At 74.2% G+C, this 12,238-nt stretch carries 10 protein-coding genes; 4 read left to right on the top strand and 6 right to left on the bottom strand.

The genetic code is table 11. The annotated features are described in order from the left end of the window. Genes AC6JBM_RS11345 through AC6JBM_RS11365 form a run of 5 tightly spaced genes read right to left on the bottom strand, consistent with a single transcriptional unit; the run spans position 1 to position 4,725 of the window. Positions 1 to 885, bottom strand: coding sequence for an amidohydrolase family protein (locus AC6JBM_RS11345; protein ID WP_350617030.1), 885 nt, complete (start codon positions 883 to 885; stop codon positions 1 to 3). A 3-nt stretch (positions 886 to 888) separates the two neighbouring features. Next, positions 889 to 1,680, bottom strand: coding sequence for an enoyl-CoA hydratase/isomerase family protein (locus AC6JBM_RS11350; RefSeq protein ID WP_497983559.1), 792 nt, complete (start codon positions 1,678 to 1,680; stop codon positions 889 to 891). Beyond that, positions 1,677 to 2,840 carry an acyl-CoA dehydrogenase family protein gene (locus tag AC6JBM_RS11355; RefSeq protein WP_350617027.1) on the bottom strand — a complete coding sequence of 388 codons (1,164 nt, stop codon included), beginning with the start codon at positions 2,838 to 2,840 and terminating at the stop codon, positions 1,677 to 1,679. Before AC6JBM_RS11355 ends, AC6JBM_RS11350 begins: the two co-directional genes overlap by 4 nt. Beyond that, entirely contained in the window at positions 2,840 to 3,847 is a 1,008-nt protein-coding gene (locus AC6JBM_RS11360; RefSeq protein ID WP_497983560.1) for an acyl-CoA dehydrogenase family protein, read from the bottom strand. Before AC6JBM_RS11360 ends, AC6JBM_RS11355 begins: the two co-directional genes overlap by 1 nt. Beyond that, on the bottom strand, positions 3,844 to 4,725 hold the full coding sequence (locus tag AC6JBM_RS11365; RefSeq protein WP_497986443.1) for an enoyl-CoA hydratase/isomerase family protein: 882 nt from the start codon (positions 4,723 to 4,725) through the stop codon (positions 3,844 to 3,846). The genes AC6JBM_RS11360 and AC6JBM_RS11365 overlap by 4 nt, the downstream gene beginning before the upstream one ends. 44 nt (positions 4,726 to 4,769) lie before the next feature. Here AC6JBM_RS11365 and AC6JBM_RS11370 point away from each other — a divergent pair, with 44 nt between their 5' ends. Genes AC6JBM_RS11370 through AC6JBM_RS11380 form a run of 3 tightly spaced genes read left to right on the top strand, consistent with a single transcriptional unit; the run spans position 4,770 to position 10,049 of the window. Continuing rightward, a complete protein-coding gene (locus AC6JBM_RS11370; protein WP_497983561.1) occupies positions 4,770 to 5,696 on the top strand; it encodes a hypothetical protein in 927 nt (308 codons plus the stop codon). Positions 5,697 to 5,739: 43 nt separating this feature from the next. Further along, positions 5,740 to 9,231, top strand: coding sequence for an indolepyruvate ferredoxin oxidoreductase family protein (locus AC6JBM_RS11375; protein WP_497983562.1), 3,492 nt, complete (start codon positions 5,740 to 5,742; stop codon positions 9,229 to 9,231). Further along, positions 9,228 to 10,049 carry a FadR/GntR family transcriptional regulator gene (locus AC6JBM_RS11380; RefSeq protein ID WP_350617020.1) on the top strand — a complete coding sequence of 274 codons (822 nt, stop codon included), beginning with the start codon at positions 9,228 to 9,230 and terminating at the stop codon, positions 10,047 to 10,049. Before AC6JBM_RS11375 ends, AC6JBM_RS11380 begins: the two co-directional genes overlap by 4 nt. On the opposite strand, the gene AC6JBM_RS11385 is transcribed toward AC6JBM_RS11380, so the two are convergent. Then, on the bottom strand, positions 10,018 to 11,262 hold the full coding sequence (locus tag AC6JBM_RS11385; RefSeq protein ID WP_497983563.1) for an MFS transporter: 1,245 nt from the start codon (positions 11,260 to 11,262) through the stop codon (positions 10,018 to 10,020). The two genes, AC6JBM_RS11380 and AC6JBM_RS11385, sit on opposite strands and share 32 nt — an antisense overlap. Before the next feature lie 72 nt (positions 11,263 to 11,334). Here AC6JBM_RS11385 and AC6JBM_RS11390 point away from each other — a divergent pair, with 72 nt between their 5' ends. Then, entirely contained in the window at positions 11,335 to 12,213 is an 879-nt protein-coding gene (locus AC6JBM_RS11390) for a LysR family transcriptional regulator (protein WP_350617017.1), read from the top strand. Positions 12,214 to 12,238 lie beyond the last annotated feature (25 nt).

Raw genomic sequence — 12,238 nt, forward strand, 5'->3', positions numbered from 1 at the left:
TCAGGCCCCGTCCGCGGCGAGCCCGAGGACCCGCAGGGCGTTCGTGCGCAGGAACTTCTCCCACACGTGCTCGTGCAGCGGCAGGTCGTCGAGCTCGGTGAAGATGCGCTCCAGTGACAGGCCCATCGGGAAGTAGCCGGCGTAGAGCACCTTGTCCGCGCCGCGGGTGTTGGCGAAGTCGAGGATCGCCTTCGGGTAGTAGCGGGGGGCGAACGCGCTGGTGGAGTAGTACAGGTTCGGCCACTTCAGCAGCAGCTTGACGGCCAGGTCGACCCACGGCTCGCAGCCGTGGCGGGTGACGAAGCGCAGCTCCGGGAAGAACCAGCAGACCTCGTCGATGAGGGCGACGTCCTGGGCGCCGAACGGCACCCGGGGCCCGGGCACGCCGGCGCAGACGAAGATCGGGATGTTCAGGTCGATACAGGCGGCGTAGAGCGGGTAGAAGCGCTTGTCGTTGATCGGCACCGGCGGGTTGCAGCCGCTGGGCATCGCGCTGGCGGCCACTACCCCCAGCTCCTCGACCGCCCGCCGCAGCGCGCGCACGCCCTCCATCCCGGCGTTGGGGTCGACCGGGAACGCGCCGAGGAACCGGCCGGGGTGCTCGCGCAGGGCCGCGACCGACAGCTCGTCGTCGAAGCTCACGGTGATCATGCCGCGCTCGACGCCCCAGCGGTCCATCTCCAGCAGCACGGCCTTGGCCCCGTCGGAGCTGAACCGCTCGCCGGGCAGGCTCTTGTACATGTACTCGGCGGGGAACCGGTAGGTCTCCCGGCTCTCGGTGTCGCGCAGCTGGCTGCCGAGGAAGCGGCGCCAGCTGTCGTCGCCGGGCCCCTTGGGGATCCCCATCATCAGGTCGACGACGCCGATGTCGGTCGGTCTGGGCATCGCTCACCACCCCCGGAAGACGGGGTCGCGCTTCTCGGCGAAGCTGCGCAGCCCCTCGGCGCTGTCCTCGGTCCACACGTTCATGGCCACGGCCATCTCCTCCCGGTCGAACGCCGCGACCCGGTCCGAGTCCAGCGACTGGTTCAGCAGGCGTTTCGCCAGGCCGATGGCGACGGTCGGCCCGGCGGCGAGCCGGGCCGCGAGGGCATCGGCGGCCGCGTCGAGCTCGTCGGGCTCGGCCACTTGGTGCACGATCCCGAGCCGCTCGGCGTCCGCAACGGACAGGTCGCCGCCGAGCAGCAGCAGCCGCTTCGCCGTGTGCAGCCCGAGGATGCGGGGGAGCAGGTACGCGGCCCCGGCGTCGGGCACGATCCCGCGGGTGATGAACAGCTCGGCGAACCGGGCCCGGCTCGAGGCCACCACGAAGTCGGCGGCGAGGGCGAGCTGGGCGCCCATGCCCGCGGCGACACCGTTGACGGCGGCGACGACCGGCTTGGGGCAGTCGAGCACGGCGGCGATGAGCGCCTGGGCGCTGCGCACGCCGGGCCCGGTGCCGCCGACGACCTTGGCCTTCGCGGCGCCGGTTCCGCTGAGGTCGCCGCCCGCGCAGAAGGCCCGGCCGACGGCCGCGAGCACGATCGCCCGCACCTCCACGGCCGCGCCCGCCTCGGCCAGGAACGCGATGACCCGTTCCCGCTGCGGCGGCCCGAGCGCGTTGCGCTTCTCCGGCCGGTTGAAGACGATCCGGGCCACGCCGTCCTCGACGGTGCGGGTCACCTCGTCCTCGGCGCTCATGCCCGGCTCCGGGGGAGGCCGAGGTGGCGTTCGGCGATGATGCCGCGCTGGATCTCGCTGGTGCCGGCGTAGATCGTGGTCACGACCGAGTGCCGGAACTCGTGCTCGATCCAGCCGTCGGCCGGTGCCCCGCTGCCGTGCCCGGCGAGCAGCCCGTCCGCGCCGAGCACGTCCTCGAAGGACGCCGCGGCCCGCATGAGCGCCTCCGAGCTGAACAGCTTGGCCAGCGAGCCCTCGGTGTGCGGCAGGACGTCGCGGGCGGTGAGCCAGGTCATCCGGTAGCCCATGAGCCGGCTCACCTCGAGGTCGGTGCAGGCCCGGGCCAGCGCGGCGCGGACCTCGGGCCGCTCGATGGGCGGGTGCCCGTCCGCGCCGGGCGTGCGGGCCCAGGCGACGGCCCGCTCGACCAGGTGCAGCAGGTGCCCGGCGGCGGCCGGCTGCCGCTCGAACGCGAGGGCCACCATCATGACGTCCCACCCGCCGTCGACCTCGCCGACGCGGGCGCTGTCGGGGACGCGGACCCGCTCGTAGAAGGTGGCGTTGGTGCGCTCGCCGCCGAGGGTCGGCACCGGCCGGATCTCGACGCCGTCGGCGTCCAGCGGCACCAGGAACATGGTCAGGCCGCGGTGCTTGGGCACGTCCGGGTTGGTCCGGGCGAGCAGGAACACGTGGCTCGCCTCGTGCGCCATGGTGGTGAACATCTTCTGGCCGTCGATGACCCAGCCGTCGCCGTCGCGGGTCGCGCGGGTGCGGGCGGCGGCGACGTCGGAGCCCGAGTCCGGCTCCGAGTAGCCGAGGCTCATGAGGGCCGCGCCGCTCAGGATGGCCGGGATGACCTCGCGCTTCTGCTGCTCGGTGCCGACGATCTGCAGGGTCTTGGCGACCAGCTCGGAGATGAGCCAGCCCTCGATCGGGATGCCGGCCCGGGCGAACTCCTCGTTCAGCGTCGCCATCTCGAAGGGGTCCCGGCCCTGCCCGCCCTGCTCGACCGGCCAGGCCGCGGCGAGCCAGCCGCGCTCGGTCATCGCGCGGTGCACGTCCCAGCTGTGCAGGGTGCCGGAGTCGTGCACGGCGGCCGACGTCGACTCCGGCAGCGCGGCCAGGAACGCGCGCACCTCGGCCCGGAACCGCTGCTGCGCCGGGGAAAGCTCGAAGTCCATCAGCCCCGCCCCTCGTCGGCGTCGTCGATGTCGTGCAAGGCGAGGTCCACGACGGCGTCGACGGCCGCGCGCTCGCCGCCGCCGAGGAGGTCGAGGGCCTTGGCGCGGCGGAAGTACAGCTGGATGTCGTACTCCATCGTGTACCCGTAGCCGCCGTGCGCGTGCAGGCTCCGGTCGGTGGCCCGGCGCGCGGCCCGCCCGGCGAACGCGGCCGCCATCGCGGCCAGCCCGCGGCGGCGCCCGCTGCCGGTGTCGCCCGCCCACGCCGCCTCCAGCACCAGCAGCTCGGCCCCGTCCACGAGGGCCGCCGCGTCGGCGAGCTGGTGGGCGAGGGCCTGGAACGAGCCGATCGGGCGGCCGAACTGGTGGCGGGTCTTGGCGTAGTCGACGCCGAGGCGCAGCCCCGCGGCCCCGATGCCGGCGAGGGTGGCGGCGGTGAGCACCCGCCAGTCGGCGAGGGCGTCCGCGAACGCCTCGGTCGCGTCCGCCCCGGACGCGAGCACCGTCGCGCCGGTGAGGTCGACGTGGCCGAGGGCCAGCCCGGCCAGGGTCTGCTTCGGGGCGTCGACGCCGGCGCCGGGCGCCGAGGCCACCAGCCGCCCGTCGTGCCAGGCGAGCACCCGGTCGGCGACCGCGGCCCAGGGGGCCGTCCGGGCGACGCCGGCCGCGGCCGGGCGGGGCGCGAACGTGACCAGGCCGGTGAGGTCGGCGCGGCCGAGGCGGTCGAGCAGCCGGGTCGCGACCAGGGTCTCCACCAGCGGGGCGGAGGCGAGCGCGGCCCCGGCGGCCCGGGCGGCGACGGCGAGGTCGGCCAGCCCGGCCGGGGTCGCCTCGCGGGCGCTCGCCAGGTGGGGGAAGCCGAATTCGCCGAGCACGGCCCACAGCGCCGGGTCGAAGCCGAGCGGCTCGGCGGCCCGGACCCGCTGCGGGGTGGAGTGGCCGGCGAGCAGCGCGGTGAGGCCCGAGCGCAGGTCGAGCTGGTCCGTGGAGAGGGAGAAGTCCATCATCGCAGCCGCCACCGGGGCCGGTCGCCGGAGCGGAAGGTCTGCTGGCCGGCGGCGAGGGCGGCCGGGTCGGTGCCGGCGGCGACCAGCGCGTGCGCGACGCCGAGGGCCTGGCCGGGGGCCATCTCCGAGCCGATCCAGATGGAGCGCAGGGTCGCCTGCACCGCGAGAGGCGGCAGCGCGGCGATGGTCCCGGCGACCGCCGCGGCGGCGTCCCGCAGCCGATCGCCGGGCACGACCTCGGAGACCAGGCCGACCTCGAGCGCCCGCCGGGCGGACATCCGCTCCGCCGACCCGAGCAGGGCCAGCCGCAGCACCTCGCCCAGCGGCATCCGGCGCAGCAGGTGCAGCGGCTCGAACACGGCCGGCATGCCGAAGGTGGTGTGCGGGTCGAAGAACGTGGCGGTGTCGGCGGCGATGATGATGTCGGCCTCGCCGAGCAGGTAGAAGGCGCCGCCGCAGGCGATGCCGTTGACCGCGGCGACGACCGGCTTCCACAGGCCGCACGACTTGGGCCCGAGGAAGTCGCCGACGTCGGCGCGCAGGAACGGGCTGCTCGCCGTGAGCAGGGCGGCCTCATCGTCGGGGTCGCCGTCGGGAACCCGGCCGTCGGAGGAGTCGAGGCCGTCGGAGGAGTCCAGGCCGGCGCGGTCGTACCCGGTGCAGAAGGCCCGGTCGCCGGCGCCCGTGACGACGACGGCCCGGACCTCGTCGTCGATCCGCAGCCGCGTCCAGAGGCCGGCGAGCTCCCGCAGCATCGTGTCGTTGAAGGCGTTCAGCACCTCGGGGCGGTGCAGCTCGACCCACGCGACCCCGCCGTCGACGTGGACCCGGAGCGTCGAGTGCTCCGCGTCGCCATTCGCCTGGGGTGTGTTGTGCATCACAGCGCGAAGGTTATAAGGTTATACCCTTAGCGTCAAGGGAGGTGGTCGAGGTGCGGGTGTTCACGGATGCGGCGCTGCGGGAGCTGTCCCGGTCGCCGCGGGCCCGTCTGCGGCGCCTGCTCGCCGCGCCGGACGTGTCCGGCCTGCGCGACGAGCTGACGTGGCTCGAGCGGGAGCACCGTGGCCAGCGCGAGCGCTACCTCGACTGGGTCACGACGATCCTCGGCACCGCCGCCGAGCGCCACGGCCGCGCGGGCCTGCGACTTCTGACCGGTCGGACCTTGACCTTCTTCGCCGCCTACCCCGGCGTCGAGCCGGTGCGGGACGACCTGCCGGCCCCGATGGCCGACGAGGTCGCCGCGGCCGCGGCCCGGGGCGACGCCGACGGGGCGCTGGCCGTCTTCGACCGCCGGGAGGCCGAGTGGCGCTCGGTCATCGACGTGCTGCGGGACTGGCTGTCCGCCCTGCTCTCCCAGGTGTACGCCGAGTGGGGCCCCGACGAGCTCGAGGCGTTCCACCGGCGCCGGGGCGAGGACGCCCTGCGCGGCCTCATGGCGGACATCGACCGGCCCCCGGGCGAGCGCCTGGTGAACCTGGTCCGCCTGCTGCAGGGCCACTTCACCGACCTCGACGTCACCGAGGACGACGAGAAGTTCACCATCGTGCAGGACCCGTGCGGCACGTGTGCCCGGCAGGTCCTCGACGGCCGGTTCGGGGCCGGGCTCGGCCTCGCCGTCGTCGGCGACGAGCACCGGGTCGCCTGGGGCGGGCGGCCGACCACCATCTACCGCACCCACGTGCCGATCTGGCACGTGGAGATGGCCCGGGAGCGGCTCGGCGCGCCCTGGCCGGTCAACCGGTGCCCGTCCGGCCTCGACGGCGGCGCCTGCACCATCCTGCTCTACAAGGACCCGCGCGACCCGTCCGCCGCGGCCCGGGTGCCCCGCGCACCCGCCGAGCCCGCGTGACGCGACGTCGACCATCCCCCGCAACGAAGGGCCCGAGACATCCATGACCGAAGTGGTTGAGCCCGACATGGTCGAGCCCGAAGCGGCCGGCACAGCGACGCCGCCCGGCCGGCGCGCCGGCTACCGGCTGGCGGACCGCTACGACGCCGACGACGGCACCGTCGTCCTCACCGGCACCCAGGCGATCACGCGCATCCTGCTGGACCGCCACCGGATGGACCGGGCGGCCGGGCTGCGCACCGGGGGCCTCGCCTCCGGCTACCCGGGCTCGCCGCTGGGCGGCCTGGACCTCACCCTGCACCGGGCGGCCGAGACCCTCGCAGCCGAGGGCATCCGGCACGTGCCCGGCGTGAACGAGGAACTCGCGGCCGCCGTCGTGTTCGGCACCCAGCAGCCCGCGCCGGGCGGGTTCCGGGACGGGCTGCAGGGCGTCTTCGGGCTCTGGTACGGCAAATCCCCGGGCGTCGACCGCTGCGGCGACGCGTTCAAGCACGCCAACCAGTTCGGCGTGCACCCGCTCGGCGGCGTGATCGCGGTCGCCGGCGACGACCCGGCGGCCAAGTCCTCGTCGCTGCCGAACCAGAGCGAGACCGCCTTCTACGACGCGCTCATGCCGGTGCTGGTGCCCGGCTCCACCCAGGAGTTGCTCGACTTCGGCGTGATCGGGCTCGAGCTGTCGCGGTACTCCGGCTGCTGGGTCGGGCTGAAGGTGGTGACCAACGTGGCCGACTCGGTCGGGTCGGTGAACCTGGCCCCCGACCGGCTGTCCCTGCTGCGCCCGGCGCTGGAGATCGACGGCGAGCCGTGGGAGCACCGGCAGCGGCTCGACATGGTCCCCACGATCCTCGTCGACCGGGAGCGGGACCTGCTCGAGCGCCGCCACCTCGCGGCCGTCGCCTTCGCCGCCGCCAACGGCCTCAACCGCATCGAGGGGGCCACGGCCGGCAGCGCCCGGATCGGGATCGTCGCCGCCGGCAAGACGTACTACGACGTCCGGCAGGTGCTCACCGACGCCGGCCTGGACGACGCCGGCCTGCGCGAGCGGGGCATCCGCCTGCTGAAGCTCGGCATGATCTACCCGCTCGACCCGGCCGTCGTGGAGCGCTTCGCCGACGGCCTCGAGCACATCGTGGTCGTGGAGGAGAAGCGCGACTTCATCGAGTCGGCGATCCGCGGCGCGCTGTATCCGACCCCGCACCGCCCGGTCGTGGTGGGCAAGCGCGACCGCGCCGGCCGGCTGCTCGTGCCGGCCCACGGCGAGCTCGGCGTCGACCGGCTCAAGCCGATCCTGCGCCGCGAGCTCGGCCTGCCCGAGCCGGTCCGGGCCGCGGCGCCGTCGCGGGGGCCGATCGCCCTGCCGCTGCTGACCCGCACCTCGGCGTACTGCAGCGGCTGCCCCCACAACCGCTCCACCGTCCTGCCCGCCGGGGCCGTCATCGGCGGCGGCGTCGGCTGCCACGGCATGTTCTACTTCGACCCGCGGCTCGCCTCGAACGAGAAGCTGCCCGTGGTGCCGATGGGCTCGGAGGGCGTGCCCTGGATCGGCATTTCCCCCTTCGCGAGCACGGGGCACGTCTTCCAGAACCTCGGCGACGGGACGTTCTCGCACTCGGGCCTGCTCGCGGTGCGCGCCTGCGTCGCGGCCGGGGTGAACATCACCTTCAAGATCCTGTTCAACGGCTACGTCGCGATGACCGGCGGCCAGCCGATCGCGGGCGGGATGCCGGTCCCCGCGCTCACCCGCGAGCTGGCGGCCGAGGGCGTCAAGCGGATCGTCGTGGTCGCCGACGACCCCTCCCGCTACCGCGGCGTGCGCGATCTGGCCCCGGGCACCGTCGTGCGGCCCCGCGACGAGCTGATGGCCGCGCAGGAGCAGCTCGCCGCGGTCGACGGCGTCACCGTGCTCGTCTACGACCAGGTGTGCGCGGCCGAGGCCCGGCGGATGCGCCGCTCCGGCCGGCTGCCCCGCCCCGAGCGCCGCGTCATCATCGACGAGCGGGTCTGCGAGGGCTGCGGCGACTGCGGCGTCAAGAGCAACTGCCTCTCCGTCCAGCCGGTCGACACCGAGCTCGGCCGCAAGACCCGAATCCATCAGACGTCGTGCAACTCGGACTTCAGCTGCCTCGACGGCGACTGCCCGTCCTTCGTCACCGTCCGCTCGGCCGCGCCCGCGACCAGGCGCCCTCCTCGGCCCCGGCGCGCGGCCCCGGACGAGCCCCTGGCCGAGCCGGCGGGCAAGGCGTCGATCGGCGCCCGGACCTACGGGATCTACCTGGTCGGCATCGGCGGCACCGGTGTCGTCACCGTCAACCAGGTCCTCGCCACCGCGGCGCTGCTCGACGGCCTGCACACGGCCGGGCTCGACCAGACCGGGATGAGCCAGAAGGCCGGCGCCGTCGTGTCCCACCTGCAGCTCGGCGCGGCCCCGGTCGACGCCCGCACCGCCGCGGTCTCCGACGGCCAGGCCGACCTCTACCTGGTGTTCGACGCGCTCAGCGGGGCCGCGCCCCAGCACCTCGCGCGCACCGATCCGCAGCGGACCGTCGCCGTCGTCGCCTCCTCGCTCACGCCCACCTCGGCGGTGGTGACGAACCCGGCGAAGGCCCTCCCGCCGGCCGGGGAGCTGCTGGAGCGCATCCGGGCCGCGGCCGGGCGCACCACCGCGGTCGACGCCGCCGGGCTCAGCCGGACCCTGCTCGGCGACGAGACCACCGCCAACATCCTGCTGCTCGGGGTGGCGTACCAGGAAGGGGCGCTGCCGCTGTCGGCCGCCTCGATCGAGGAGGCGCTGCGGCTCAACGGCGTCGCGGTCGAGGACAACATCGCCGCCTTCCGGGCCGGGCGCCGCCACGTGGTCTCGCCCACCGCGGTCGAGGCTCCCGCGGTCGCGGCCGGGCTCGATCCGTCGGCGCCGGCCCGGGCGGCCGCCGCTCGGCTGCTCGACGCGGCCGGGCTGCCGGCGGCCGTGCGGGCGATCGCCGAACCGCGCGCGGCCGAGCTCGTCGACTACCAGCACGCCGGGCTCGCCGCGCGGTACGTCGACGCCGTGCGGGAGGTCGCGGCGGCCGAGGCCGGCCGGTTCGGGACGGACGGGGTGTCCGAGGAGTTCGCCCGGTACCTGTTCAAACTGCTGGCGTACAAGGACGAGTACGAGGTGGCGCGGCTGCACCTGAAGGCCGATTACGGCGCCGGGGTGCGGTACCACATCCATCCGCCGTTTCTGCGGGCGCTCGGTCTGCGTCACAAGCTCGCGCTCGGCCGGTGGATCCGGCCCGTGTTCGGGGTGCTGCGGTCGATGCGATCGGTGCGCGGCACGGCGTTCGACCCGTTCGGCCGGGCCGAGGTGCGCCGGGTCGAGCAAGCGCTGCCCGGCGAGTACACGGATGCGATGCTGGCCGCGCTCCGCGACGCCGACCGGGACCGCTGCCTCACGGTGGCGCGGGCCCCGGACGCCGTACGCGGGTATGAGACCATCAAGCTCGCCAATGTGGCCGGCTTCCGGGCCGTGTTGGCCGACGTCGAGGTGCGAGCATGAGTGAGGCGGAGATGGTGGGGGACCCGGCCCCGGACCGTGGCGCGAAGGGCCCGCTGCAGCTGCGCCGCCGGGTCGGGGAGCGGCTCGCCGACGAGCTGCGCGACCGGATCCTGCGCGGGGAGCTGACCACGGACAACGGGCTGCTGAAGCAGGACGAGCTGTTCGAGGAGTACCGCGTCAGCATGCCGTCGGTCCGCGAGGCCATGCGCACGCTGGAGACCGAGGGGCTCATCACCATCCGCCGCGGCAACCGGGGCGGCGCCGAGGTGCATCCGCCGCAGCTGGAGCGGGCCGGCTACGTCTTCGGGCTCGTGCTGCAGGGCCGCAGCGTCAGCGTGCACGACCTGGGCCTGGCCGTGCGGCGCCTCGACCCGATGTGCGCGGAGATGTGCGCGACCCGCCCGGACCGCATGGAGACCGTGGTGCCGGCCCTGCGCGAGATCCACCAGCGCACCGAGGCCTCGCTCGGCGACTTCGCCAAGTTCGTGGCCTGCATGAAGGAGTTCCACGAGGCGCTGGTGCGCAACTGCGGGAACCAGACCTTCGAGCTGCTCGTGGGGATGCTCGAGGGGTTGTGGTACGCGCACGAGGAGGAGTGGGCCGCCCGCACGGTCCGCGAGGGCGAGCTGCCGGGGACCGAGGCCACCCGGCGCAGCATCGAGAGCCACGCCGAACTGATCCGGGCCATCGAGCAGGGCGACGGGCCCGGGGCCGCGATCCTGGCCCGGCGGCACCAGGAGGACACGCAGCCCCAGGCGAACCTCGGCGTGGACCCCGCGGTGGTGGTCAACGCGCAGCTGATTCGCCCGCCGGACTGACGCCGTTGCGGTTGATGAGCACGATCGCCACCACCGCGGCGGCCGGGACGAGCCCGCAGACGGCCATCCCGGCGCGGGCCCCGAAGGCGTTGGTGAGCGCCCCGATGACGGGCGCGCCGAACGGCGTACCGCCGGTGAACACCAGCATGTAGAGCCCCATCACGCGGCCGCGCATCGCCGGGTCGACCCAGAGCTGGACGGAGGCGTTCGCCAGCGCCTGGAACGCGAGGTTCACGAATCCGAGCGCGGCCAGCAGCGGCAGGAACACCGGCAGGTTCGGCGCGGCCGCGGCGAGCAGCTGGACGGCGCCGAAGAGCCCGCCGTACAGCAGGATGCGCCGCAGGCCGGTGGAGACGGTGGAACCGGCGACGAGCGCACCCAGCGCGGACCCGACGGCCAGGACGATGTTGAACAGCCCGTAGAGGCCGGCGGCGCCCCCGAACGACTCGGTCGCGATCGCGGTGAGCACGATCGGGAAGTTCAGGCCGAAGGTGCCGACGACGCCGACCAGGACGATGGTCCACAGCACCCGCGGCCGCTCGCGCACGTAGTGTGCCGCGGTGCGGAACGCGCGTGGCTCGCGCCCGGCCGGTGGCGCGGGCGTCAGGTCGGCTGGGCGTAATCGCAGCAGGGCGATCGTCGGCCCGATGTAGCACAGCGCGTTGCCCGCGAACGCCCAGCCGATGCCGGCCGTGCCGATGAGCACGCTCGCGACCGCCGGCCCGACGAGCCGGGTGGCCTGGAACACCGACGCGTTGAGGGCGACCGCCCCGCGTAGGTGGCTGGGCGGCACCGCCTCGTTCGCGAACACCTGCCGGGTCGGCGCGTCGACCGCGTAGACGAGCCCGGTGAGCAGGGCAAACGCGAACACGTGCCCGATGCGTACGGCACCGGCGATGGTGAGCGCGGCCAGCGTGGCGGTGAGGACGGCGTTGACCGACTGGGTGATGAGCAGCGTGCGGCGCTTCGGGTACCGGTCGGCGAGCAGGCCGCCGTGCACCCCCAAGAAGAGGATTGGCAGGAACTGCAGGGCCATCGTGACGCCGACGGCGGCGGGGCTGTCCGTGAGTCGCAGCGCCAGCCAGTCCAGCGCGATGCTGCCCATCCAGGCGCCGGTGTTGGCGAGGGTCTGTCCGGTGAGATAGATGCGGTAGCCGCGGAATCGTAGAGCGGTGAACGGGGTCGGGCTCAAAACGGCGGAGGCCGTGGTCACGACCTCAACCCTTCCCGAGGTCACCAACATAGGGAACCCCGATAACCTGACTCACAGTTATAGTCATTCGCTATGGCCGCCCTGTATGACCCGCAGTTGCTCGCCACGCTCCTCGCGGTCGAGCAGACCGGCAGCTTCACCCAGGCCGCGGATCGGCTGCGGATCCGCCAGCCGACGGTCAGCCAGCACATCCGCCGCCTGGAGGAGCAGGTCGGCCGCACCCTCGTGCACCGCACCACGCACACCGTGGCACTCACCGCCGACGGCGAGGCGATGATCGGCTTCGCGCGCACCATCCTCGCCGCGCACGAGCAGGCGGCCGCGTACTTCACCGGCTCCCGCCCCCGCGGCCGCCTGCGCATCGGGATGTCCGACGACCTCGCCCTGACCCGGCTGCCGCAGATCCTGTGGGAGTTCCGGCGCGACAACCCGATGGTCGACTTCTACCTGACCGTCGAGCAGAGCCGGGTGCTGCACGAGTGGATGGAGAGTGACAAGCTTGACGTGCTCGTCGGCAAGCGGCCGCCGGGCGACGGGCGCGGTCAGCTCGTGAAGCGCGACCGGCTCGTCTGGGTCGGCACGCCCGCCACGAGGCTCGACCTGACGCGGCCGATCCCGCTGGTGGTGTACGCCGCGCCGAGCGTGTCGCGCGACGAGATGCGCAAGGCGTTGCATCGGGCGCAGATGCCGTACCGCAGCGCGTGCGTCTGCCGCGGCGTCAACGGACTCATCGCCGGCGTGGCGGCCGGCATCGGCGTGTCCTGCTTGGCCGCGAGCCTGGTCCCGCCCCAGCTCACCGTGCTCGGCCCGGCGCACCGCCTCCCGGAGCTCGGCACCATCGACCTCGTGCTGCTGGCCAACCCGCGGGCCGAGCAGCGGCCGGCGGTGAAGGCCCTGATCGCCACCATTCTGGCGAGCGGGTCCCGGTCCCTGAGCTCCTCGACCGCCTGAGTCAAGGAGGCTCGTGCATGCAACG

It is taken from the genome of Dactylosporangium thailandense, assembly GCF_059739745.1.